This is a genomic window from Legionella santicrucis (assembly GCF_001468135.1).
GTDB classification, from domain to species: domain Bacteria; phylum Pseudomonadota; class Gammaproteobacteria; order Legionellales; family Legionellaceae; genus Legionella; species Legionella santicrucis.
On the sequence record NZ_LNYU01000020.1, the window covers coordinates 1 to 24,214 of the forward strand.

The following is a 24,214-nucleotide window of genomic DNA, read 5'->3' on the forward strand; positions in this document are numbered from 1 at the left end:
TCTTCAATTGCTAAATCCATACATCACCTTAAAAGAGGTGATTTGATCATGTTTCTTTGGGATAAACAAGATGTGTAGAAGATTCAGGACTTATGGGGGAGGCTATATTTAAAACATTATAGTTTCTTCATTAGATTGATATTTGATTTTTTCCGGCCCATAAGAAGATGAATTTATTGATAGAAAATCTTTTATGGTATTTATAATTCTATCGATAAATGATCGCATTAAGCCATCATAAACAATATGTTGTTTTATGCTCTCTGTATTTCTATATTTTTTTATTTGTTCTTGAAAAGTAATAATTACTATTTTTGCTCCCTCATCACCATTCAAATTATTTTGTCTGGCATTTTTCATAATTTGAATAAGCATTTCAGGAAGGTAATTAATAATTTCCTTTCTTTTTTGTAAATTATTTAATGTCATATTGTCCGGATAGAGCCATTTCGTCCATATATATTTTAATTCTTTATGAATCTTATCTTGCTCCTTGATTAAATCATCAAATATTTCATTTAATAATTTCTTGCTCATGATATACCCGCTTACAATATATATGATTATATTTTAAGCAAATAGGAATATTAAAATCCAATTGATTCTATTCGTATGTTATATAATTTTTTTAAATATCAGATGTCAGACAAGAAAACACTGGGGAGCTTGTTCTGCAAGCCCATAATCAAGCTCATTATGTTTCTCATTTCGAAGGATCGCTTCTTTTCCCTCTTTTTACCTCATACATTGCTTGATCCGCTAAATTTATTAATTCACTGATTGATGTAGCCTGATCCGGATAAATTGCAAATCCTATACTCATAGAACAATAATAATCTTGATTTTTAAAATGAAAAGCGGGTTTAAACACATAATCAATTCGTTTTATGATCTCATTGGAAATATCTTTCTCCTTTGTATGTACTACAAATGCTGTAAATTCATCTCCACCTAATCGAGCAACAAAATCATCCTGTTGGAAACAGGATCTTACTCGTCTTGCTGTTTCCCATAATATGTGGTCACCTGCATCATGTCCCAAATAATCATTTATAAATTTAAAATTATCAAGATCCATAAAAAATAGAGTGATATGTTCATGAGAAAGTAAAGATGCGATCTTTGTTTCTAAGTTCAGTTTAAAATATTGCCGATTGGGTAAATTTGTTAATTGATCAAAACAGGCTAAATCATGATATTTATCTTTTTCGAGTTGCAATAAGCAGTTTTCATTATTTAATGCTTGCTCATAACGTTTACGTTCACTCATTAAACTATATAGTGTGCTTACAATAAAAACAAATGCGAGTAGATGATTTATCCAAACAATAACAGTTAATTCCCCTATAGGTAGAGGATAGTAGGCTGAATGAGAAAATATCTTGCATCCAACAAGAACTAAGATAGATAAAATTGAATAAATAAATAATCCAGAGCTACCAACTAATGCAACACTCAAGACAGGGATTACATAAAACCATGCTGAAAAGGAGAGATTTATTCCTCGAACCAAATAATTAGCAATTAGAACCGTTGCAAATAGAATGAAAAGAACAAAATGGCCACACAAAAAGGTGTTTTTACTGCGTATAAGAATATATAAATTTAGGGATGTTAGAATTCCGGCGACACTAATGACAGCTACCAAATAATATAATTTGCTAAACAGATAGAGAGAGTCTATAAAAATACAACAGATTATAAGCTCATAGGTAAGTAAATGGATTAGATGATATTGATCAATATTTATATCAGATAAGCCACCAGAGTTCTTATATTTAAAAATTGCATCATCATGCTTTTTCATTAGAACTCCCCGCAACTTTTACTGCTCTTTCTAATCCATGTAAGTAAATCAGTAATTTGTGAGTAGTTACAGTTCCAATTGCATCATTGCCATAATTTGCTGTAATTGCACGATATTCAAAAAACATCTACACTCTCTAAAAAAAATTTTTAGCTAATAATAATATAGACTAAATGAATATTGAGTGGATTTTTGTCATGCCAAAATTTTTACCTACGAACAAGAAATCATTACAGGTGATGTTCTAATTTCGTTTTGATACTTATTCTGAAGTACAATGACTGCATCAAATAATTGCTCTACCTCCCCTTTTTCTGCCCAGAAACTTTGAAAGGCCAAAGGATGCATGGCAATCATATTCTTTTTAGAGATTTCAGTAGGACTGTCTATTACATTTAATAACTTTTTTAAAAGAACGACTTTATCCTTCGATTTTTCATCTTGCAAACTGACATTTTTTCCAAATGTATCTAATTTATACCTAATCAGTGCTGACAAATAATTTTTAGCTTCATCCACCTCCATCTTTCTAACCACAGCACTGTAATCACAACGTGTAAACATTCGATGATGCTGAGGTTCTTTTTCATCATTTGTAATATTTGCATGCATTTCATTCTGCTTTTGATACACCGTAGCATCTTGTTCCAAATCCGGTTCATTGATATAAAACCATTCTTTTATTTTTTGTTTTTTATTCTGAGGCATCACTTGCCATAAGATATCCAAAGCAGTCAGGACTACTGCTGTTATTGCAAAAGCAGAACCAGCTGCGGGAGCAACAGTTGGAAAAAGCATCACAAAAATAACTGCTCCTAAAACAGTCGTTAATAGACTCAGAACAAAGGAATTATTTAAAGCATTCTGAATGTAATGAGCATGTTGGATGCTTCCTTTAGGTGACTCAGATGCTCTGTATAAATTTACTCCCAACATCACTAATTGGCTGGCTAAACCAACAATTAAACTGCTAAAAAAGAACCAGGGACCTGCAGCAAAAGTAAAACTTAAAATTTCAGATAAAGCGGCTCCATAAAGCGAAATACTCGCTAAAGCAGCACAAGTCATCGAAGTAATAAAAAAAATCCATTGATCAAAATTCTTATTATTAGCTTTTGCAAGCTGATATCCATTAGCTATGGCATTTAGAGTTAATAAAAAGCCTATAAAAGGCAGCATGATATAAAATAAAGGTGATGTACGAAAAGCTGTTGATAATCTTGCATCTGCCATAGTAGCAAATAACGCCATCTCTTGTGTTTCTCGAATGTACGCAATTGCTTTTTGGAAGTAAGTCACAAATATATCCTCCTGATAATTTTATCTAATTAATCCTTTAAAATTAAAAGCACGTGGCTTTACTGCTTTATTTATTTCCGCACAGGAGACATTATTACGCAGAAAAAATCGCAGGTTGGACCTTGGACCAACCTACAATCCTATCTTTATCCGCGTAATAAATCATTGCCGCAAATGAGGGAACAAGATTACGTCGCGAATTGACTGTGAGTTAGTAAATAACATCACCAATCGATCAATACCTATCCCCTCTCCTGCAGTAGGAGGCAACCCATATTCTAAAGCTTCGATATAATCACTATCAAAATGCATCGCCTCCATATCCCCTGCATCTTTTTCTGCGACTTGCTTACGAAAACGTTCTGCCTGATCCTCTGCATCATTTAACTCAGAAAAACCATTGGCAATTTCACGGCCCGCAATAAAAAATTCGAAACGATCGGTCAACTCCGGATCCTGATCACTGCGGCGTGCTAATGGTGATATTTCAGTAGGATATCCTGTGATAAACGTAGGCTGAAATAACTGGTGTTCAACGGTTTCTTCAAATAAAATAATTTGTAATTTACCTATCCCATCAGTTTCTTTAAAGGGCAATTTTTTTTCTTCCAATAAAGCCCGACAAGCAACTACACTTTCTAATTGCTTCACATTAATTTCGGGATGGTAGTGTAAAATGGCCTCTTTTACAGTCATTCGTGCAAATGGCTTATCAAAATCAAGAATTTGACCTTGATATTCTACTTGACGCTTTTCTAATACAGAATCACAAAGATAACGTATCATTTCTTCAGTAAAATTCATCAAGTCCTTATAGTCTGCATAGGCTTGATAAAACTCAACCATTGTGAACTCAGGATTATGACGTGTTGAAATACCTTCATTACGGAAATTACGATTTATTTCATAAACACGCTCAAAACCACCTACTACCAAGCGCTTTAAATAAAGCTCGGGGGCGATACGCAAATACATCGTCATATCTAAGGTATGATGATGAGTGACAAAAGGACGAGCTAAAGCGCCACCAGGAATAGGATGCATCATTGGAGTTTCAACTTCCAAGAAAAAATTCCTGTCCATAAATTGTCTAAGGGCTTGAATTAATCGCGATCTTATTAAAAAAGTTAAACGACTTTCATCGTTAGCAATTAAATCCACATAACGTTTGCGATATCTCATTTCTTGATCAGCTAAGCCATGGAATTTATCCGGTAAAGGTCGCAATGATTTGGTTAATAATTCAATCCCTTCTGCATTTACAGTAAGCTCGCCGGTATTTGTTTTAAACAATTCGCCTTCGACACCAACGATATCTCCCAAATCCCAATGTTTAAACTGTTCATAGTGTTCTGGAAGCTCATTAGCTCGAATATATACTTGGATGCGTCCAGAAAAATCTTGAATATGAAAGAAGCTGGCCTTACCCATAATACGTCTTAGTACGATACGACCTGCTACAGTAACTTTAATATGCTTCTCGGCTAAAGTTTCTTTATCTAATGAGTCATACTCTTTTATGAGTTCCTGAGCTAAATTTTCACGGCGAAATTGATTTGGAAAATTAAAACCTTGTGTTCTTAATTCCGATAATTTTTGTTTACGAATATGATAAACTTCACTTTCATCTAAATGTTCTACTTGTTCTTCAGTCATACTGCCCTACTCCTGCCTTTAAACTAGCTTCAATAAATTGATCTAATGCACCATCCAAAACAGCCTGGGTATTACTTGTTTCAACTCCAGTACGCAGATCTTTAATACGAGATTGATCCAAAACATAAGATCGAATCTGGGATCCCCACCCTATATCAGATTTACTAGCTTCCAACGCTTGCTGCTCTGCATTTTTCTTTTGCATTTCCAATTCATACAACTTGGCACGCAATTGTTTCATGGCCTGATCTTTATTGCGATGCTGGCTTCGATCAGTCTGACATTGTACCACAATGCCACTTGGTGCATGCGTTATTCTTACAGCAGAATCAGTTCGGTTAACATGCTGTCCCCCTGCTCCAGAAGCCCGATATGTATCAATACGTAAATCAGCTGGATTAATTTCTATATCAATATCATCATCTATTTCAGGTGAAACAAAAACCGCAGCAAAAGAGGTATGACGCCTATTTCCTGAATCAAAAGGCGACTTGCGCACTAAACGATGCACTCCTGTTTCAGTACGCAACCACCCAAACGCATACTCACCTTGAAAATAAATGGTAGCACTTTTAATGCCAGCGACGTCTCCAGGTGAACATTCTATTAGTTCCGTAGTAAATCCATGTTGCTCACCCCAACGCAAATACATACGCAATAACATTTCAGCCCAATCTTGTGCCTCAGTACCCCCAGATCCTGATTGAATGTCTAAATAAGCATTGGAGTCATCCATTTTCCCTGAAAACATACGCCGAAACTCTAAATCAGCTACTTTTTTTTCTATAACCTGTAATTCTTCGCTAATTTCATTAATCGTTTGCTCATCGCTTTCTTCACGCGCCATTTCAAACAACTCGTTTAAATCAGTAATGGATTGACCTAGTTGAGCGAGGGTAGAAACAAGAGCTTCGAGCTGGGTTTGCTCACGACCTAATGCTTGAGCCACTTCGGGATTATCCCAAATCGTAGATGACTCTAACTCGCGAACAACTTCTTCCAAACGCTCACGTTTAGCATCGAAGTCAAAGATACCCCCTAAGCGCTGCTACTCGCTTATCAAGATCCACCAGATTAAGACTAATTTGGTTTACTTCTAACATAAATATCTCTTAAAAATAATGAATAGGTTAATAATCCAGTATTGTAGCTAATGTAATGACGCCGAACTTAAAAACTCAGCTCATTACATACAATCTACAATTTCACATGAGTATAACCAAAGATAAACTTGGGATTTTACCGTGAAAATAGGTAAAAAAACAGCTATGTTGTTTTCTATAGAATTAAACTTAAAACAAAACCGATTCACAAGGAGCTTTTACCTCATTTTCACAAACGCGACTTTGATTGGACGTCTTCACTCGTTTTACTTCTTCAGTTTCAGAATTTCTCGTTTGTACGCGAGAAAAAAAGCTCACAGTACTGCCAATTACATGTTCTGGTACTCTTTTTTTTCTTTCTTCCAGTACTGTCAAGGCATCCTCAGTTAAGGTTTTACGAGAAGAAGTATAGAAATTTTTCATCAAATTATGCTGAGATACTTTGATTAGTTGCATCAAAGATGATTTATTCATTTCCGTAATTGCTTCATTAATAAGTTTTTTTAATAAACCACTAGTACTTGTATGCTTTATCATGAGCCTCTGAATTTCACTTTGAGATTTTCCCTGTAATTCTGCTGTCATCGGGTATTCTATAAATTCATTATTTTTCTGTAACATCAACATAGCAATTGTTGGTAATAATTCTGTCTCAAGAACATTATTTGGAGAAGTCTCCTTCGTAATTGGATCAACATGCCGATCGAAACGCTCAAAACCTTCTTCCGCTAATTGATCGCATAATTTCAGAAGCTTTAGATTAGTAATGGCCATGTTGATTGCATCCTGATGCTCTTCTTCCGTGTACCTTTGAGCTTCGACCTCCAGCTCATGATCCATTTCTATGTCTTGGGGTTTCTCATAAAAAATAGAGTTTTCATGGTGACGCTCAGAGGTATGGGCTAGCGTCATTGTTATGCCTGTATAAGGAGAAAGATTAGTATCGACTTTATGAGGAATTTCAATTGGATAATGTACCAAATCACCTTGTTGATACAACTCATCGCTGATTTCTTTTATATGTGTTTTTCCTTCTAATACAGCCTGTCTAAAAAATTTCTTTCCAGAGACTCCATCCTTGCTGGTGGGAACTAAATTAAAACGATTAAATAAAGGACCATCTTCAGTTTTAACATACTGATGATTTCTAAAACCACCCATCAAAAATCGAGAGGCAAGTTGCCAACTATGTTCATGAATATGATTCTCATCATCTCTTATTTTTCGATTCAAATTACTAATTACATAACCAGGTTCATCACTTTGAACCACCATATTATATATATGTAATCTTAAAACCCATTCATGAGGGGCATTTCCTTTCATAAGGATCAACTTATCAAATAAATCACTTCTTCTCGATAAAGAAATAGATAATTTGATTAATTCTGGGTTGTCTTTGATTTCTTCTAATAAATGGATAACATCGTCAAGGGTTAGGTCTTTAATATCTTCAGCCAATGCCTTAGACGAAGAATCATTCAAGTAATATAATCGATATCGCTGTGTTATTTGAGCATGTATTTCTTTATAATTTTTAGGCATCAACATCACCTTTTATTATTGTATAAACTCAGTTTCAATCTAAAACCATTTACAAGATGCTAATTATATAGGCTTGTTGGAAAAAATTGAATCCAAAAACAAAGGTGAATTGTATATTATTTATTCTAATCGATTAAAAAATCATAGCGAAGATCTATTTTTTTTATTTATTCCGGTAAGCGTGATTTAATACGGTGTGTTGCCTGGCTAAGAATTTGTGAAACACGAGATTCACTTACCCCTATGACCTCTCCAATTTCTTTTAAGTTTAAATCATGTTCATAATATAAAGATAAAACCATTTTCTCTTTATGGGGTAATCCACGTATCACTTCAGATAAACGTTTCATTAAATCACTATGAAATACATTGACATGAGGTTCAGTAGAAGCGCATTCATTATCCATTTGCAATGCGTCATCAGTAACGCCTAAATCATCAAAACCATATAAATGACTGCTGACGGAATCTTGCAGCATTTCATGATATTCTGCAAGCGATACACCAAGCTCGGTAGCAATCTCTGAATCCTTAGCCTCTCTTCCCAATCGGTGCTCGACATATTTAACTGCTTCAGAAATCAGTCGTGAATTTCGATGTACTGAACGTGGAACCCAATCATTTCGTCTTACTTCATCAAGCATATAGCCTCTTATACGAATTCCAGCATAAGTTTCAAATGAAGCACCCTTTGAAGAATCGTAATGCCTTGCCGCCTCCAACAAGCCAAGCATTCCGGCTTGGATTAAATCATCGAGTTGTATCCCATGAGGCAAACGCCCTAATAAATGGTGAGCGATGCGCTTAACCAACAAGGCATGATTTTTTACCAGCGTTTCTTGGATTTGCTGGTTGACTTTGCTATAAGCAGCCAAAGCATCCACGATAATCTCCTTAAAATTCACCTGCGACTAAACGTTCTAAAAAGAAACTGGTATTACCACCTAGTAAAGAACTAGGTGACCATTCAGATATCTCCTCTGCTACTCTTTTTAGTGATAATGCAGAAGCAGATTCAGGATAAGCAATTAATACAGGTTTTTGTATTTTTACCGCCCTATGTATATGCTCATCAAATGGAACCCCCCCTAAATAGTCTAGCTGAACCTCCAGAAATTGCTCAGAGACTTTAAACAATTTATTAAATAATTCTCGCCCTTCTTTCTCATTTTCTACCATATTAGCCAGAATATGAAAACGAGTCCATTCATAGCGTTTATTCATCACTTTAATTAAAGCATATGCATCGGTTAAAGAGGTAGGCTCATCACAAACAATTACAATTAATTCTTGTGAAGAGCGAATAAAACTTAATACAGTATCCGAAATCCCTGCAGCAGTATCGATAATCATATAATCTAAATCATCTGTCAGTTCATTAAATGCATCAATAAGTCCTGCTAATTCTGGAGAAGATAGTTGGGTCATAAACTCTGTACCTGACGCCGCAGGAATAACACTAAGGCCATAAGGTCCAAGTAAGATAATATCACTTAAATGACAAGCTCCTTGAATCACATGTGATAAATTGTATTTAACATGCAATCCCAGCATAATATCAATATTTGCTAATCCTAGATCTGCATCAAGCAACAGTACTTTTTTATTCAGTTGAGCTAACCCAACAGCTAAATTAACAGCAACACTGCTCTTACCCACTCCTCCCTTACCGGCAGAAACTGCTATGACCTGTATAGGTTTTGTATGTGATAAATTTCTCAGGTCAGAAGCTTCATCACTGATGTTTTGCTTCTCTTTAGACATGATATTCTCTCCTAGTACATTGTCGTACTTTTTACACACACTATTTCTGATCAAATTCACTACTCTAAAGTATATCTTGCAATAATTGTTCCAACTCTAGTTTTTTCTAAATAACCAGCAGTTTTTCATCATTATTATTCATTCTTTGAGTGATTCACCAAGTTACAGAAGTTCTAGACTTAGTTTATAAAAATAAAATGTCTTAGATTTTGACGTAACTTTGTCAAATTTTCGACTATGCTTAAACCTATGAGAGCATAATTACTCATTCATTTGTTGCTGGCATTTTTCTTGCGCCATTTTTTGGCAGTTATCCTGACAATCAGTCTGATCTGATGTCATACATTGTGCATTAATACAGTCTTGAGCTGTATTGTTAATACATTGTAATCTATCATATTTTTGTGCACCTAAACTATCTTGGGGAATAATTGCAGCAAAAACAGAACAAGAAAAAATGAGGCTCAAAAAGACAATCAGAGTTTTCATAATAATTCTCTTTTCAATAGTTTTCTAAATGAATTATAGTCTTAAATGTCGAGATTAATTTGCGGACATTAAAAATGAACAGCAAAAAACAAATTCTCTCTAATTTCAGCCGCGCCAAAAGCCACTCTTTTTGCTTACGGCCTGATAATGAAGAACAGCTTACTCATTATATTGCTCACAATCCACAACAAAACCTGCTCATGCGTGGTTCAGGGTTAAGCTATAATGACAGTTGCTTTAATACTAATGGTTATATTATTAACAGTGAACGCTTAAATCATTTTATTGATTTTGATCCTCAAACTGGTATTGTGATCTGTCAGGGTGGAGTACCGCTTAAAGACTTATTTTTATTAAATCCCGATTTCATCCCTCCGGTTCTTCCCGGCACAGTATACGTTACTGTTGCTGGAGGGATCGCTCATGATGTTCATGGTAAAAATAATCATAACGCAGGTAGTTTTGGACATCACCTTATTAGCTTTGATTTGTTAATTGGCAATAAAAAAATCCATTGCAACCGCAATGAAAATAGTGACTTATTTTATGCCACAATCGCAGGTTTAGGACTTACTGGTGTAATTACTCGTGCTAGCTTGAGACTCAAAAAAGCCTCTCGGTTTATTTTAGCCAAACACATGCAATTTCAATCATTAAAAGAACTCACCGAATTTATGTTAACCCATGGAGTCCATTATGATTATCAAGTCGCTTGGCTTGACTTATTAAACCCAAAACCATGCGCTATCCTTTCTATAGCGAATCACTGCGAGCCTTTAAATATTAAAGAATATAAACCTTATAGCATGCCCAAAATTCCTTTTTCTTTAATTAGACCTTGGAACATGAAGTTATTTAATCGCTATTTTTTTAACAGCAAAAAGAAAGAAGAAAAACTCTCCCTCGAACAATTTAATAATCCACTCGATAAGATAAAACACTGGAATAGGCTTTATGGTCCTAAAGGATTGATTCAATTTCAGGCAGTTTTTGATACAGCTCATGTGATAACAATTTTAGATCATTTAATTCAAATAATGCGAACATCCAATGCAACCCCCACACTTGCCGTACTCAAACTATTTAATCGATCGGGAGATGGTTTGCTATCTTTTTGTAAACCAGGTTTTACCCTAGCAGTAGATTTCATTCATAATTCAGCCGCCAAGCAGGCAATTTCTTCAATGAATCAATTAATCATTGAGCTAAATGGTCGAATTTATTTAGCCAAAGACTCACTTTTAAATGAAGAGCAATATAAAAAAATGTATGAAAACCATGCCCAGTTTGCTGAAATATTAAAACACCACGCATGCACCATGCATTCTGATCTTGCAACACGATTAGGGATAACAAAATGAGACAACGAACGTGGCTTATTCTAGGCGCCTCCTCTATTATTGCAGAAAAATTTGCTCATATCGTAGCTCAATCAGGACATCAATTATTACTCGTTGGACGCCAAGCGAATCAGCTCGATATCATTGCAAAGGATATTAGACTTCGATATCAAGTGAGCTGTGAGGTAATCCTTGTCGATCTAGCAAAACAAACTGATAAATTACTTACTGTTCTGCAAAATGATACGCGTGAACTCGATGTATTTATTGCCCACAGTGATTTCACAGACAACTTACATTTGAATACAGAAACAATTACTCAACTTATAAAAATAAATATTCTAACTACCACTTTGCTTATCCATTCTTACTTCAATCGTTCACAAAAAGAATATCATTTATTATTTTTAAGCTCTGTAGCTGCATGTCGTGGTCGTGCCAAAAATAGTCTGTATGGGGCGAGTAAAGCAAGCATTGAAATTTACCTACAGGGCTTACAACAAGCCGCGCTCGAGAATCAACACATTACTATAGCTCGTCTTGGCTTTATTGATACAAAACAAACCTATGGCGTACCTGGGGTTTTTTATGCTGCATCCCCCTATTCTTGTGCAAAAGCATGTTTAAAAGCGCTAAATCACAAAAAAAGAATGATCTATTATCCTTTCTTCTGGCGAACAATTATGGCAATTATTAGTCGCTTACCTTTTTTCCTCTATAAAAAAATGGGCAGCATGTGAATAAGGCGGAGGAACAAAAAATATCATGAGACGCAATTGCCCTGAAATAATTAAAAATCTACATCAGGGCATATATCATTGGAATACTGGGATCTTATGGATTCATATTCAGAGAAATACGATCGTCTTGCTCTTCACTAAAATCAACGCCTGTTACAGCTGATTTAAAATTATTTTTATAATTTGCGAAATTATCCCTCTGAGCAGTAATATCGAGCATTTTCGAAACAACCTCACTCAAATCAGTATTTAGGTTTAAAAACTCAAGTCTATTCGTAATTAATTTGTAAACAGACGATTTTGATTCTGTTTTTATTGATTCCCTTATTTTTTGATACTGTTCTAATTTTTCTTTTAATTCGTTTCTTTTTTCCTTATCTACAAATGGATTAATTAGTTGAGCTTTAATATTTATTATTTCTTTTTTAAGATATAATTTTGTTACATTTAAAAGAAATTCTCCTATAGCTTTCACATTAGAGTTATTTTTTGAGTCGCCTACCTCAGGGAGTAGTTTACCTCGTTCATTTCTAAAGTCTTCTAATGAGAAAATATCCTTCCCTTTCGCCGGTATCTCCCAATCATTTGCTTTACAAACCTGCACACATTCTTTCCATTTATTATAGTTTTCTTGATGCTGTTCAACCCACTCTTTATAAACTCGGTCTGAAACTATCAATTTTTTTCCCTTCTCTTTTTTAAGAGATAAATCATTGTTTAATACGTAGCTCAAAGGCGCGTTCTTCTGATTCTCCATCTGATTCCCTTCTTGATTCTCCTGCTGATTTTCCTCTTGATTCTCCTGCTGATTTTCCTCTTGATTCTCCTGCTGATTCTCCTCTTGATTCTCCTGCTGATTCTCCTCTTGATTTTTCTTTTGATACTCATTAAATATGTATTGAGCAATTTTTGAACCCAAATCTCCCCAAATGAAACCTGCCGAACCATAACGTTTATGCTCTTTGTCGCTCTTGACATTAGGATCAATACATTTATTGCTGTTATTATATTCAGGCTCAGACTTATTTTTATAAGCCCTATCAGTCCCCATAAATGCAACCGCGTCTTTTTTGGCTTCAACGCGCCCAAATACCATGATACGATTAGGGGTATTTAGCATGGTTAGATATTTTATCATGAAGGGAATACTAAAGATTTTGGAATATGTTTCAGGAATTGCTATATTTAAGTTGTCTTCTGCGAAGGCTACCTTTTCCAATTTATTTTTTACGCCATCCAATATGTCGCTTGACTTTTGTAAGTCTATGGTTCCACTATATCCCTTTTTTTCAACACATGTAGCAGTAATTGATCTCATTTGAGATACTTCTCGTGCTAAAGCCCCGTCAAGGGAAGTACAATAATGTTTTTCTTGACCTTCTGCATTATCTTTTAAGTCTTGCTTTTCCAATACTTCATTAACTAGCTTTTTTAATGCTGATGTTTTTCCACTCCCAGAGGCTCCTCCTAGAAAGACTAGAAGTTTTTTATCTCCTTTAGGGCCATCAATTTCATTAATCGATCGATTAAATAAAGCATTTCGGTATTCCCTTGAGTTCATTTCTTCTTCCAAAGCTAACTTATATAACTCCTCCAATTGTTTATCGCCTAGAAAATGTCGTAGCTTTGTTCCTGCTTTTTCGAGTTCATTACTCTCGAAGTATTTTTTCTTTTTTGGATCAATATAATTATCTTCTGCCCTAAAAGCTACGTTAATATGGTCCCAATAGAGTTCTCTAAAATATTTGGGACTATCAAAATTAGTATTTACCCCGTAACCATTTATTTTCTTAGCAAATTCTTCTGCTCTTTGTCTATGAGTTCGCGCATACTCATCAATACCCCCATAAAGAAGATTTTTTTGTTTTTCGGTTAAAATATCTACATAATTTGTTAATTCTACTAGATCAGAATTTTCATCCATTTTAAATTTATATGTTCCAATATCCTTTTTCGCTGTTCCTGGATCTACAAATCGCTCGTTCGTCTTTTCTTGCTCTAATTGCTTTTTCATTTATTCACCTCATACTTATTTAATCAACCCCAAAGACCATAACCATTAATAGTTATACCATTGGATTTATTTATTGATTATATTTAATCATTTTATTTAATATTTAACCAATTTATTGTATTGATATATCATATAAATTTTATAAATAATTTATTTTTTTCAATGAGTTAATTAATATTTTTCATTTAATAACTCATAAAATGTATTGGTATTAGAACAATACTTGGATAGGTAAACTTGAACGACATAAGGTAAGATTAAAACTAATGACTTTTATCCAAAATCAAGTTAAAGAAGCAACAATCGCCTCCATATTGATTAAATAAGCAATTTTTCTGGGGTGTTGTTAGGATAATCATCGACTAATGTTCGAGTATCCCGAAACATTGAATACAAATCTAAGGCGGAAGTTGCTTTTAAACGTTCTATTTTTTTCTCTGGGAGTGTATTTACTGAATGATCTTTTAGATCAAACCATTCATCTTTATTCTTAAAACTCATAAAAAGAGATTTTTTCAGATGGAAGGTTATCATTGCTTGTTTAAATGCTTCAAATATTTTTGAGTTAATCATAATCTCTTTAGGAGTTTCTGCTTGATAACTGATGGCTTTATATAATTGGGAATACATTCCTTTTGCCCCTACTTCTGGGTGAAATTGCATGCTATATAATGGAGAACCATATTTTGATTCAAATCCTTCAATTGTATAATTTGAATCATCAGCAATTGCAACTACAGAAATCATTTGATCTTTATTAGCCAATTCTTTATGAGCGAGCCTGTTAATTGCATGCTTATGAGCCCCAAAAAATTGATGTGAATAAATCTCCGTTTGTTGCAAGTTATCTCTATTTTCCAGAGTTTCAAAAAATATTTTTGCAAGCTCTGTTTTTGGATTAAACCCAACCAGAGAGTAACACATGTATCCTTGAGCATCTATGTCTTCCTCACTAAGGGCTTTAAGTGTTCCTCCCAGATAAACATTGATAATTTGATGACCACCACAAATACCTAAAATAGGAATTCCACGCTGCATTGCAACATGGACTTGGGCTAACTCTGCTATGGAGCGTGCTAAGTCAATTCTATCAGGATGATCTGTTAATGATTCACTATATAATCTTGGATCAATTCTAGCATCACTTCCTGGAATAATCAGGCCATCTAAATCTTTTAGTAAGATCGCCGCTTGAGTTTTGGCATGGTTAAGTATTTCGAGAAATTTTTCTTGATTCTCAAAAATGTCGTCTAAATTACACGATGTAGGAATAATAGCTCTATAATCAGTTTCAATTAAATTTAAATTTTGTTCTGAAATAATATGTTTTATGGAATCGGCAGTAGCTCCCCCATTTTTTTTATTGTAACTAATACCCACATTTATCTGTTTATAAGAATCAAACTTTGCTTTCATCGATCAATTATTGATTAAAAGATAAACAATAGTAGCACTGCATCATTATGGTTTTATTAACAGAATGAAAAATGAGACAAATAATAAAATCTAGGAGCGTATGATAGTTAGTACTCATGCAAAATAGGGATTTTCTATTTTGGAGTTGTTAAGGATTATTCTCTTACTATCACAAAAAATTAGTGTATTTATTTTAAAATTCTAATCATGGGTAATATTGTTTTGATCAAACCAAAAAACTGTAAAATGTAAATAACTAAAATAATCAGCACTAATACATTTAACAAACTTTTAATGGATGGTGGCATAGGAATAAATGTATCTATCAACCATAAAACCACCCCAAAGACAACAATCACGGCAATTAAATTGAATAACCCAGTCATAATAATCCCTATTAATGTCTTCTTCTGGATTAAATTATAGTCTATTTACCAAAGACTTAGGGTATTTAATAAGTGCTTTTTGCAATTAATTCGAAACTTATTCATTTGAAAACATCTTTAATGATGTTCTATTTTCGTTTTGTCTTTCAATAAATCACGAATTTCAGCTAATAATATTTCTTCTCTTGATAAAGGTTTTTCCTTCTTTTCTTCTTTCTTTTTCAAGAATGAAAAAACCTTTATGACTATAAAAATTGAAAAAGCAATAATAGTAAAATCGATGATTGTTTGCAGAAACTCTCCCCACTTAACTACTGCATCCCCCACGGCAAACGCTTTATTGGTAATATTAATTCCGCCTAATAATAAACCAATAAGTGGCATAATAATGCCACTCACTAAAGCGCTGGTTATTTTACCGAAAGCACCCCCAATAACTACTGCAACAGCCAAATCTATAACATTTCCTCTGATTGCGAATTCTTTAAACTCTTGTAAAAAACTCATATTATCTCCTTATCTATGGTTATTTTACAAAATGATAACTTTGAAGTCAGGCATAGGGAGCATCCGAGGATGCTCCCTATGTTTTATCCAAGCAAAATCTGTACTATGAATGCCCTACCATTTCCTTAATTTCTTTGAGTCTACTCTCGAAATCAGCCGGCACTTCTCCTCCACCTTGAGCCATATCTTCACGTCCTCCACCTTTACCACACAGGTGCCTGACCAAAGTAGCAGCAGTAGGCACTTTGCCTAAGATATTTTTGCTTACTCCCGCAATCACATTCATTTTATTTTGATCCAGAGTAAATAAAACAATTACCGCAGATTCGAGTCTTGATTTCAGCTGATCTAAAGTAGTTCTTAGAGTTTGATTATCTACGCCCTCTAATTGCTTAATAAGCAAACTGATTCCATTGATTTTTTCTACTTCATTTGCCAGATCTGCACCTGATTTTTGCACTTTCTCACTTTGTAACTTCGTAATCTCTTTTTCCAAGCTTTTATTTTCGGCAAGAAGCTGACCTACCTTATCAGGTAGGTTATTTGTTGTTGTTTTTAATAAAGAAGCTAATTCATTCAAAAGAGCTTGTTGCTCATTAATCCAGGCTAAAGCATAACGCCCCGTTACCATCTCGATACGTCTTACACCACTGGCAATTCCATATTCAGCAATAATTTTAAATAATCCTATATCGCCCGTTCGTCGAGCATGAGTTCCACCACACAGTTCTTTAGAAAACTCACCCATAGATAATACACGTACCTCATCAGCATACTTTTCCCCAAAAAGCGCAACCGCTCCACTTTTTTTAGCTGAGTCAATATCCATTACTCGAGTCACTACCTCATTATTGGCGCGAATTTGCTCATTAACTAGGCACTCAATTTCCTGAACTTGTTCAGCAGTCAATGATTCAAAATGAGAAAAATCAAAACGCGCACGCTCTGCATCAACTAAGGATCCTTTTTGCTGGACTTGCGAACCAACAACAGTTTTTAAAGCCGCATGTAATAAATGGGTTGCAGTGTGATTTAAGCGGATCGCTTCGCGCCGCTCATTATCAATTTGCGCATGAACAAATTGATTCAAAGCAGCCGTACCATCCAGTATTTCTCCGTAATGCACTATTGCTTGACCTTTTTTTTGTGTGTCATCGACTCGAAATCGAAAATCGGTACTTGTCAGTATTCCCTTATCACCAACCTGGCCTCCGCTTTCCGCATAAAAAGGGGTATGGTCAAGCACCACAGCTCCTTTCATCCCTTGATTTAAAGCCTGAACTTCAACTCCATCTTGAAGCAATGCAATAATTTTTGCCTCTACTTCTTTCTTTTCATAACCATGAAAATCAGATTGGTAATCTAATTGAGTGTTTGCATTATAATCTACACTAAATTGGCTGGCTGCCTGAGATTGCTCTCTTTGCTGTTGCATCAATTGATTAAAGCCGTTCATATTCACATATAAGCCTTGCTCTCGAGCAATATCGGCGGTTAAATCAATAGGAAAACCATAAGTATCGTATAATTTAAATGCTATTTGCCCAGAAATTTCATGACCACCCAATGAATGCATTTGCTCTTGTAATAAACGTAAGCCTTGCTCTAAAGTACGAGCAAATTGATTTTCTTCTTGATTAAGAACTCTTTCTATATGGGCTTTAGATTGAATCAATTCAGGGTAAGCATCTCCCATAACTGTAATTAAGGATTCGACTAGCCGTGAAAAAAATGGAGTTGGCAATCCTAACTTATTACCATGTCTTATTGCTCGTCTAATAATCCTTCTTAATACATAACCTCGTCCTTCATTCCCTGGAAGTACCCCATCAGCAATTAAAAAAGCGCTCGAACGAATATGATCTGCAATTACTTTTAATGAAGTCAGATTTAAATCAGCCACATTTCCAAGTTTTGCAATAGATTGAATTAAGTATTGAAATGTATCAATTTCATAATTGCTATGAACTCCTTGAACTACAGCAGCCAAACGCTCAAGTCCCATACCTGTATCAACAGAAGGTTTAGGCAAAGGATGTAGATAACCCTCTTTATCTCGATTAAATTGCATAAATACCAAATTCCAGATCTCGATATAGCGATCACCATCCTCATCAGGGCTTCCCGGAGGCCCTCCAGGAATCTCAGGGCCATGATCATAAAAAATTTCGGTGCATGGTCCACAAGGCCCTGTGTCACCCATAGACCAAAAATTATCTTTTTCACCACATCGCGAAAAACGCGCTGCTGAAACTTTCATTTCTTTTAGCCAAATATCCTCTGCTTCCTGATCTTCTTTATAAACAGTAACCCACAAACGCTCCTCGGGTAAATGCATCACTTGAGTTAAAAACTCCCAAGCAAATTTTATCGCCTCGCGCTTAAAATAATCGCCGAAACTAAAATTACCCAACATCTCAAAAAAAGTATGGTGTCGTGCAGTGTAGCCGACATTTTCTAAATCATTATGTTTACCTCCAGCACGAACACATCGCTGTGCTGTGACTGCGCGTTGATAAGATCGGGCTTCAACTCCTAAAAATACATCTTTAAATTGCACCATACCTGCATTGGTGAATAATAAAGTAGGATCATTAGCTGGAATTAAAGAGCTGGATTCCACTAATTGATGACCATATTTTGTGAAATAATCAAAAAATGCTTGTCTAATTTCAGAACTTTTCATTTGCGAACCAATACCAGTTTGAGTTAATTTTAATCTTCAAACCATAACCTAGATACAACACAGCGCGCCGACATTAATTTAACGTGAGTTCGGATAAAGAATCTATTTAGATCCAATCCTCACCTCGAACCGTTCGGGTTGAGGAGGCAAATGCCTCCTCTAAGCCTTATTAGCGCAGAGCTTGAAGGCTTAGAAACAGCGCTACGCGCCTCCTCAGCCCGAACAGTTCATAGTAAAACCTAGTTCTCTTATACGAAACTCACATTAAGTTAGGGAATTTAATCTCGGCAAAAAGGATATATTCCAAAACTTAATAGTAGTGCCTATTCACTGTACCTAGACTATGATTCCTCTCCAGCATGGAGAGGAGATGTACCTTTTAATTCTTTTTTTACCTGAGCAATAATGTCCATACTAAAGCCACGATAAAGCAAAAAACGTTGCTGTTTTTGCAATTCGTCAAAAGACAAATTAAGCTGTCCTTTACTTTTTTTCTGCCAAACATTTACAGCGTATTGCAACCAATTATCTTGCTCCTGCTGCAAAAACTGATGAATTAATTCCTTATCAATTCCTTTGTTGCTTAATTCTTGACTTATTTTTAAAGGCCCATATCCCTGACGAATACGCAAGTGGCTGTATCCCTCTACAAAACGCCCATCATGTTGCAAACTCATACGTTGACATGCATCTAAGGCTTCTTTGACTTCGATAGAGCTATATCCTTTCTGTTTTAACTTATCATAAAGCTCTAACGCACTGTGCTCGCGCCTGGCTAACAAGCGCACAGCACTATCAAATGCTTTAGTCATCAATAGTCTCAAATTCGTCTTCGGTAGCTGCAGGCACAGGTAGCTTTTTCTCTAGGAGCTCAGTACGAATTTGTTGCTCAAGAGTCGCAGCAACTTGAGAATGCTCCTTCAAATACAAGCGCACATTATCTTTACCTTGGCCAATTTTTTCTCCTTTATAACTGTACCAAGCACCTGACTTTTCAATAAGATTGAGTTGGACAGCCAGATTGATAATTTCACTCTCACGAGAAATACCTTCATTATATAAAATATCAAATTCTGTCATTTTAAAAGGCGGCGCTACTTTATTCTTAACTACTTTAACTCGGGTTTCACTTCCTAAAATCTCTTCACCTTTCTTTATTGATCCAATGCGTCGTATATCCAAACGAACAGAGGCGTAGAACTTTAACGCATTACCACCAGTAGTTGTTTCGGGACTACCAAACATAACACCAATTTTCATACGAATTTGGTTAATAAAAATCACCAAAGTATTGGAACGTTTAATGTTAGCTGTTAATTTTCGTAATGCTTGCGACATTAATCGCGCTTGTAAGCCAACATGTGAGTCCCCCATTTCCCCTTCAATTTCTGCTTTTGGAGTAAGGGCAGCAACAGAGTCAACAATAATTACATCTACAGCACCAGAGCGTACCAACATATCGGTGATCTCTAAGGCCTGTTCTCCTGTATCAGGTTGCGAAACCAACAACTCATCAACATTAACACCCAGTTTTTGGGCATAGCTAGGATCTAATGCATGTTCCGCATCAATAAATGCAGCAGTACCACCAACCTTTTGACACTCAGCAATAACCTGTAAAGTTAAAGTAGTTTTACCAGAAGATTCTGGGCCATAAATTTCAACAATACGTCCTTTAGGTAAGCCACCAATTCCTAACGCTATATCTAATCCTAAAGAGCCTGTTGAAATTGCTTCTATATCACGAGCTACAGTGCTGTCACCCATACGCATCACTGATCCCTTACCAAATTGACGCTCAATTTGCGATAGGGCAGCTGATAATGCTTTTTGTTTATTTTCTTCCATCATGTCATCCAGATAGTTACGCAAGATCAAAATTATCACACAGATAAGAATCAGCAGCAAATTGATTCATAAAGTTAGCCATGGTTTTTCTGAGTAAGAAGAATAAAACCAATAAAAGGAGTGAGCATCATGAGATTTTTTGGAACTACGCACACTCTTTTTTTCATAAAAAATCAATACATATTTGTGAATTTCATATGATTCATAAAAACAACAAATTGGATTGTTTTATATCAATATAGTTATGTTTAATGAACTAAAAAAATATAACTAATGATTTAATTTGGAGGATCATGTAAAAAAGTTCAAATGGGCAAATTTTTATAAGAAATATCAGAAAAAAGATGCCAATGAACCTAAAAACACAGTCGATACAGCCCCAAAAAATTCTAATTTGGATACAAGAGAGACTCATACTGAAAAACAAGATATTGAACATAGAATAGATAATTTAAAGGAGAAGATCTAAATAAACATTATCTGAATGAGACAAATCAAAAATTTAAAATTTATCGTTATGATCAGGAAGTCTACGCAGTTCGTTATAATGAGCAAACTTTAAATCCAATTGATTCTGTACCTATGTGGAGTAGCCACAAAGGAGAACAAAAAGAAACCGCTGAGATGAAAAAATTAAGTTCAGGTTTATTTGGTACTGTATATAAAAAAACAGAAGAGAACGTCTTTAAAGTAATTGATGGACGAAAACACCCTGTGAAGAGACATACAATCTTGCTTTAAACGCTTCAACGGAGGTAACAGCTGTAGAAGAATTAAAGAATCAAACCAAATTTTTGACTATACAGGAAAAGCAATTTACCCCTGACAAAGACTTAGAGAGTAGGTTTGCTGTTCAGATAGGAAAGAATACCTGATAAAGCTTCCTGGCACGCAGCCAAACGGACCTCTTGTCTATTACCAAGATACTGTTTTATTAATGTCTTAGGAGTCATGCCCAAGGCCGCCCAACCAAAACACACTGTTCCTACAGGTTTTTCAATACTGCCACCATCGGGGCCAGCTATACCTGTAACTGCCACCGCAACATATCCTATACTATGCTGTAGTGCGCCAGTTGCCATAGCTTGAGCAACAGGCTCGCTTACTGCACCATATTTCTCAATCAGCAATTTTGGGACAGAAAGCTGTTCTTCTTTGGCTAAATTACTGTACGTCACAAACCCTCGCTCAAACCAATCTGAGCTTCCAGGAATTTCCGTAAGATAACTTGCGACAAGTCCGCCGGTGCATGATTCTGCTGTAACTAATTGCCAATTATTTTTTTTTAGAATCGAAGCAATTCCTTTGATTAACGGATCAAAAGAGCTCATAAATTTACCTAAAGTACCCTGGGTTATGGCTTAAAGCCTTCACCCAGGTTAAAAAACTTAGTGATTTTGATCACCAGCTGGCTGATTTTGTGCTGGTTGTGTTGTTGTAGTAGCATTATCTCCTCCTGCTGTTGGCTGCTTATTATCATGCCCACCACATGCAGTTAATGCTAATGCCAAAAAACCTGTTGCAGCAATTAAAGCGAAACGGTTCATATCATTCTCCCTATAAGTTTAATATTTTTTTTGAATCCCTTTTGATTTTAGCAAATAAATTTAGATTCAACCATGACCTGTTGATATTTCAACAAAAATAGTAAAAAAATTATGAAACTCTCTTGTGTTTTCCGCTTAAAAAATTAACAATCCAATCAGCAAATACTCTGTCATCACACTTTAGTTGGAGTGACTTTAATCCTTGTTCGTATAATTTCTTATCAAGTTTTTGTTTTCGAATCTCAATTAATGATTGAAAATAATTTTTACTAAATTCAGGGTGCCCCTGCACTGTAAAAAAATTATCACTGATCTGCAGCATATAAAAAGGACAAAAATCACTAGTAGCCAATACCTCTGTCTCTGCAGGAACCGCTATAACCTGATCTTGATGACTCATAATTAGATTAAGCGTTTCTAAAGTTGGATACATCCAAGGCTTACGTTGAGTTATTTGGTTGACTGACATGCCTATTCCCCAACCCCTAGGAGATTTTATAACTTTCCCCCCTAATGCTTTAGCAATAAGTTGATGACCAAAACAAATTCCTATTACTTTTTTTCGTGCCTCATAAAGACAACGAGTAAATTCTTCAAGTGAGTAAATCCACGGAAAATCATCGTTAACACCATGACGACTACCCGTAATGAGATATGCATCTGCTGCATCAATACTTTTAGGAAACTCATTATTGCGCACATCATAGACTGTAAAATTCAAATCAGGAGCAACCTGATGCAGCAGTGTCTTATACATGTCTGAGTAAGTACCATGTACAGCAAGTAAACCTGGATCAACCTGATCACATTGTAGTATGCCAATATTCATGATGAATCCTTAAAGAGCTGAATCCTCTACATCACTACCAATCCAACAGTCGTAGTTTCCAAATGACGTTCATCCCCATTTATTGCTGCCATAAGAATAGCTCTATACTGTGATTCACTAAAAATAATAGGATTACTTTGAGCTGAAGGATCTTCTGTTGCCATTACTGCGATACGCGTTACATGTTGTGAATCAATGCCTATTTCAGCCAAGCTATGCTCAATACCTAACTGTCTACGTAATTGTATTACCCAATCGATAAATCCATTAAATCCATCATCCAAGTGCAAATATGTGGCCAAACGCGCAATTTTATGTTCAATTTGAGGCCGATTCGCTCGTAATACATAAGGCATCAAGATAGCATTTAGCCGTCCATGATGGGCATCGTAAATTGCACCTAATGGATGAGCAAGTGCATGCATTGCTCCTAATCCGCGCTGAAAAGCAGTAGCCCCCATCAAAGAAGCTACAAGCATGTGTGTTCTCGAGTTTATATCATTACCATCTTGCATCACTCGCGGTAAATGTTCCTTTATTAGCCGCATCCCTTCTAGTGCTATTCCTTCCGCTATTGGATGATAAGCTGGGGCAGAATAAGCCTCTAAACAATGTGATAATGCATCCATCCCTGTTGCTGCAGTAATATTAGAGGGTAAGGTTAGCGTAAGTTCAGGATCAATAATGACTATACTGGGCAACATCTTAGGATGAAAAATTATCTTTTTTTGTTGTTGTTGAGTATCAACAATCACAGAAGCACGACCAACTTCTGAGCCTGTTCCCGCAGTACTCGGCACAGCAATAATGGGGGCTATTCTTGCACTGTTTACTTGTTTCCAATTATCCCCTATATCTTCAAAATCCCATAAAGAGTGATTTTGCCCTACCATTAAGGCAATAGCTTTACCAGTATCCAAAGCAGATCCCCCCCCCAAAGCGATCACTCCATCATGTTGTCCCTGCATGTAAACAGAAACACCGGCCATCACATTATCACCTGTAGGGTTGGCTTTTATGTCTGAAAATAAGGCAACATGCAAGCCTGTCTTTCTACAATGTACTAGTGCTGATTCTACTATGGGTAATCGAGCAAGATAACTATCTGTAACTAACAACGGAGATGTAATGCCTAATAAACGACACGCATCAGAAAGTTCGCGTATACGCCCTGCCCCTACACGAATTGAAGTGGGATAATTCCAATTAGCGGTCAATGATAATAAACTCATTTATTG

Annotated in this window: 24 protein-coding genes; 3 read left to right on the top strand and 21 right to left on the bottom strand. The window is 35.5% G+C overall.

Annotation, left to right across the window (positions count from 1 at the left end; all coding sequences use genetic code 11):
- Window positions 1-108 precede the first annotated feature (108 nt).
- From Lsan_RS04310 to Lsan_RS04350, 10 genes are all read right to left on the bottom strand, one after another.
- The gene (locus Lsan_RS04310) at window positions 109-537 is read right to left on the bottom strand and encodes a hypothetical protein (RefSeq protein WP_058513286.1); all 429 of its coding nucleotides are present in this window, start codon (window positions 535-537) and stop codon (window positions 109-111) included.
- Between the two features lie 166 nt (window positions 538-703).
- Window positions 704-1,807 (bottom strand): GGDEF domain-containing protein, encoded by a 1,104-nt coding sequence (locus Lsan_RS04315; RefSeq protein WP_058513287.1) that lies wholly within the window; start codon window positions 1,805-1,807, stop codon window positions 704-706.
- Window positions 1,794-1,934 (bottom strand): hypothetical protein, encoded by a 141-nt coding sequence (locus Lsan_RS21935; RefSeq protein ID WP_157068283.1) that lies wholly within the window; start codon window positions 1,932-1,934, stop codon window positions 1,794-1,796. The genes Lsan_RS04315 and Lsan_RS21935 overlap by 14 nt, the downstream gene beginning before the upstream one ends.
- 86 nt (window positions 1,935-2,020) lie before the next feature.
- Window positions 2,021-3,106 (bottom strand): hypothetical protein, encoded by a 1,086-nt coding sequence (locus Lsan_RS04320; RefSeq protein ID WP_193392678.1) that lies wholly within the window; start codon window positions 3,104-3,106, stop codon window positions 2,021-2,023.
- Window positions 3,107-3,268: 162 nt separating this feature from the next.
- Window positions 3,269-4,762 (bottom strand): lysine--tRNA ligase, encoded by a 1,494-nt coding sequence (gene lysS / locus Lsan_RS04325; RefSeq protein ID WP_058513289.1) that lies wholly within the window; start codon window positions 4,760-4,762, stop codon window positions 3,269-3,271.
- Window positions 4,755-5,865 (bottom strand): peptide chain release factor 2 gene (prfB, locus tag Lsan_RS04330; RefSeq protein WP_133134313.1). Its coding sequence is split into 2 segments (ribosomal slippage): window positions 4,755-5,789 and window positions 5,791-5,865, totalling 1,110 coding nucleotides; the frame shifts between segments, so codons are not numbered across the junction. The genes lysS and prfB overlap by 8 nt, the downstream gene beginning before the upstream one ends.
- Window positions 5,866-6,054: 189 nt before the next feature.
- Window positions 6,055-7,410 carry a hypothetical protein gene (locus tag Lsan_RS04335; RefSeq protein ID WP_058513290.1) on the bottom strand — a complete coding sequence of 452 codons (1,356 nt, stop codon included), beginning with the start codon at window positions 7,408-7,410 and terminating at the stop codon, window positions 6,055-6,057.
- A 167-nt stretch (window positions 7,411-7,577) separates the two neighbouring features.
- Window positions 7,578-8,294 (bottom strand): RNA polymerase sigma factor FliA, encoded by a 717-nt coding sequence (locus Lsan_RS04340; protein ID WP_058513291.1) that lies wholly within the window; start codon window positions 8,292-8,294, stop codon window positions 7,578-7,580.
- A 10-nt stretch (window positions 8,295-8,304) separates the two neighbouring features.
- Window positions 8,305-9,174: a MinD/ParA family protein gene (locus Lsan_RS04345; RefSeq protein ID WP_058513292.1), complete on the bottom strand. Its 870-nt coding sequence runs from the start codon at window positions 9,172-9,174 to the stop codon at window positions 8,305-8,307.
- A 261-nt stretch (window positions 9,175-9,435) separates the two neighbouring features.
- Complete coding sequence (locus Lsan_RS04350; protein WP_058513293.1) at window positions 9,436-9,663, bottom strand: hypothetical protein; 228 nt, start codon at window positions 9,661-9,663, stop codon at window positions 9,436-9,438.
- Window positions 9,664-9,737: 74 nt separating this feature from the next.
- Here Lsan_RS04350 and Lsan_RS04355 point away from each other — a divergent pair, with 74 nt between their 5' ends.
- Window positions 9,738-11,024 carry an FAD-binding oxidoreductase gene (locus Lsan_RS04355; RefSeq protein ID WP_058513294.1) on the top strand — a complete coding sequence of 429 codons (1,287 nt, stop codon included), beginning with the start codon at window positions 9,738-9,740 and terminating at the stop codon, window positions 11,022-11,024.
- Entirely contained in the window at window positions 11,021-11,743 is a 723-nt protein-coding gene (locus tag Lsan_RS04360) for an SDR family NAD(P)-dependent oxidoreductase (protein ID WP_058513295.1), read from the top strand. The genes Lsan_RS04355 and Lsan_RS04360 overlap by 4 nt, the downstream gene beginning before the upstream one ends.
- A gap of 94 nt (window positions 11,744-11,837) precedes the next feature.
- Here Lsan_RS04360 and Lsan_RS04365 read toward each other — a convergent pair whose 3' ends face one another.
- The 7 genes from Lsan_RS04365 to recA form a co-directional block, all read right to left on the bottom strand.
- The gene (locus Lsan_RS04365) at window positions 11,838-13,757 is read right to left on the bottom strand and encodes a hypothetical protein (RefSeq protein WP_058513296.1); all 1,920 of its coding nucleotides are present in this window, start codon (window positions 13,755-13,757) and stop codon (window positions 11,838-11,840) included.
- Between the two features lie 318 nt (window positions 13,758-14,075).
- A complete protein-coding gene (locus tag Lsan_RS04370; protein WP_058513297.1) occupies window positions 14,076-15,173 on the bottom strand; it encodes a gamma-glutamyl-gamma-aminobutyrate hydrolase family protein in 1,098 nt (365 codons plus the stop codon).
- Window positions 15,174-15,361: 188 nt separating this feature from the next.
- Window positions 15,362-15,559, bottom strand: coding sequence for a Thivi_2564 family membrane protein (locus tag Lsan_RS04375; protein ID WP_003632194.1), 198 nt, complete (start codon window positions 15,557-15,559; stop codon window positions 15,362-15,364).
- A 117-nt stretch (window positions 15,560-15,676) separates the two neighbouring features.
- Entirely contained in the window at window positions 15,677-16,066 is a 390-nt protein-coding gene (mscL, locus tag Lsan_RS04380; RefSeq protein ID WP_058513298.1) for a large-conductance mechanosensitive channel protein MscL, read from the bottom strand.
- Window positions 16,067-16,169: 103 nt separating this feature from the next.
- Window positions 16,170-18,752: an alanine--tRNA ligase gene (gene alaS / locus Lsan_RS04385; protein WP_058513299.1), complete on the bottom strand. Its 2,583-nt coding sequence runs from the start codon at window positions 18,750-18,752 to the stop codon at window positions 16,170-16,172.
- Between the two features lie 341 nt (window positions 18,753-19,093).
- A complete protein-coding gene (gene recX / locus Lsan_RS04390; protein WP_058513300.1) occupies window positions 19,094-19,564 on the bottom strand; it encodes a recombination regulator RecX in 471 nt (156 codons plus the stop codon).
- Window positions 19,557-20,600: a recombinase RecA gene (recA, locus tag Lsan_RS04395; protein WP_058513301.1), complete on the bottom strand. Its 1,044-nt coding sequence runs from the start codon at window positions 20,598-20,600 to the stop codon at window positions 19,557-19,559. The genes recX and recA overlap by 8 nt, the downstream gene beginning before the upstream one ends.
- A gap of 582 nt (window positions 20,601-21,182) precedes the next feature.
- Between recA and Lsan_RS22330 the strand changes: the two genes are divergently transcribed.
- The gene (locus tag Lsan_RS22330) at window positions 21,183-21,341 is read left to right on the top strand and encodes a hypothetical protein (protein ID WP_162265586.1); all 159 of its coding nucleotides are present in this window, start codon (window positions 21,183-21,185) and stop codon (window positions 21,339-21,341) included.
- 92 nt (window positions 21,342-21,433) lie between these two features.
- Here the strand turns inward: Lsan_RS22330 and Lsan_RS04405 are convergent, their stop codons facing one another.
- The 4 genes from Lsan_RS04405 to Lsan_RS04415 form a co-directional block, all read right to left on the bottom strand.
- On the bottom strand, window positions 21,434-21,931 hold the full coding sequence (locus tag Lsan_RS04405) for a CinA family protein (protein ID WP_058513303.1): 498 nt from the start codon (window positions 21,929-21,931) through the stop codon (window positions 21,434-21,436).
- Between the two features lie 57 nt (window positions 21,932-21,988).
- Window positions 21,989-22,147: a hypothetical protein gene (locus Lsan_RS22450; RefSeq protein ID WP_165482590.1), complete on the bottom strand. Its 159-nt coding sequence runs from the start codon at window positions 22,145-22,147 to the stop codon at window positions 21,989-21,991.
- A 109-nt stretch (window positions 22,148-22,256) separates the two neighbouring features.
- Window positions 22,257-22,976 (bottom strand): glutamine amidotransferase-related protein, encoded by a 720-nt coding sequence (locus Lsan_RS04410; protein ID WP_058513304.1) that lies wholly within the window; start codon window positions 22,974-22,976, stop codon window positions 22,257-22,259.
- A gap of 26 nt (window positions 22,977-23,002) precedes the next feature.
- Window positions 23,003-24,208, bottom strand: a complete 1,206-nt coding sequence (locus Lsan_RS04415; RefSeq protein WP_058513305.1) for an iron-containing alcohol dehydrogenase — start codon at window positions 24,206-24,208, stop codon at window positions 23,003-23,005.
- Window positions 24,209-24,214: the final 6 nt, after the last annotated feature.

Excerpts from the sequence above, each read along its gene's own strand:
- Lsan_RS04310 (WP_058513286.1), bottom strand. The coding sequence starts at position 537 with ATGAGCAAGAAATTATTAAATGAAATATTTGATGATTTAATCAAGGAG.
- Lsan_RS04315 (WP_058513287.1), bottom strand. The coding sequence starts at position 1,807 with ATGAAAAAGCATGATGATGCAATTTTTAAATATAAGAACTCTGGTGGC.
- Lsan_RS21935 (WP_157068283.1), bottom strand. The coding sequence starts at position 1,934 with ATGTTTTTTGAATATCGTGCAATTACAGCAAATTATGGCAATGATGCA.
- lysS (WP_058513289.1), bottom strand. The coding sequence starts at position 4,762 with ATGACTGAAGAACAAGTAGAACATTTAGATGAAAGTGAAGTTTATCAT.
- Lsan_RS04335 (WP_058513290.1), bottom strand. The coding sequence starts at position 7,410 with ATGCCTAAAAATTATAAAGAAATACATGCTCAAATAACACAGCGATAT.
- Lsan_RS04345 (WP_058513292.1), bottom strand. The coding sequence starts at position 9,174 with ATGTCTAAAGAGAAGCAAAACATCAGTGATGAAGCTTCTGACCTGAGA.
- Lsan_RS04350 (WP_058513293.1), bottom strand. The coding sequence starts at position 9,663 with ATGAAAACTCTGATTGTCTTTTTGAGCCTCATTTTTTCTTGTTCTGTT.
- Lsan_RS04355 (WP_058513294.1), top strand. The coding sequence starts at position 9,738 with ATGAACAGCAAAAAACAAATTCTCTCTAATTTCAGCCGCGCCAAAAGC.
- Lsan_RS04360 (WP_058513295.1), top strand. The coding sequence starts at position 11,021 with ATGAGACAACGAACGTGGCTTATTCTAGGCGCCTCCTCTATTATTGCA.
- Lsan_RS04365 (WP_058513296.1), bottom strand. The coding sequence starts at position 13,757 with ATGAAAAAGCAATTAGAGCAAGAAAAGACGAACGAGCGATTTGTAGAT.
- Lsan_RS04370 (WP_058513297.1), bottom strand. The coding sequence starts at position 15,173 with ATGAAAGCAAAGTTTGATTCTTATAAACAGATAAATGTGGGTATTAGT.
- Lsan_RS04375 (WP_003632194.1), bottom strand. The coding sequence starts at position 15,559 with ATGACTGGGTTATTCAATTTAATTGCCGTGATTGTTGTCTTTGGGGTG.
- mscL (WP_058513298.1), bottom strand. The coding sequence starts at position 16,066 with ATGAGTTTTTTACAAGAGTTTAAAGAATTCGCAATCAGAGGAAATGTT.
- alaS (WP_058513299.1), bottom strand. The coding sequence starts at position 18,752 with ATGAAAAGTTCTGAAATTAGACAAGCATTTTTTGATTATTTCACAAAA.
- recX (WP_058513300.1), bottom strand. The coding sequence starts at position 19,564 with ATGACTAAAGCATTTGATAGTGCTGTGCGCTTGTTAGCCAGGCGCGAG.
- recA (WP_058513301.1), bottom strand. The coding sequence starts at position 20,600 with ATGGAAGAAAATAAACAAAAAGCATTATCAGCTGCCCTATCGCAAATT.
- Lsan_RS22330 (WP_162265586.1), top strand. The coding sequence starts at position 21,183 with ATGTGGAGTAGCCACAAAGGAGAACAAAAAGAAACCGCTGAGATGAAA.
- Lsan_RS04405 (WP_058513303.1), bottom strand. The coding sequence starts at position 21,931 with ATGAGCTCTTTTGATCCGTTAATCAAAGGAATTGCTTCGATTCTAAAA.
- Lsan_RS22450 (WP_165482590.1), bottom strand. The coding sequence starts at position 22,147 with ATGAACCGTTTCGCTTTAATTGCTGCAACAGGTTTTTTGGCATTAGCA.
- Lsan_RS04410 (WP_058513304.1), bottom strand. The coding sequence starts at position 22,976 with ATGAATATTGGCATACTACAATGTGATCAGGTTGATCCAGGTTTACTT.
- Lsan_RS04415 (WP_058513305.1), bottom strand. The coding sequence starts at position 24,208 with ATGAGTTTATTATCATTGACCGCTAATTGGAATTATCCCACTTCAATT.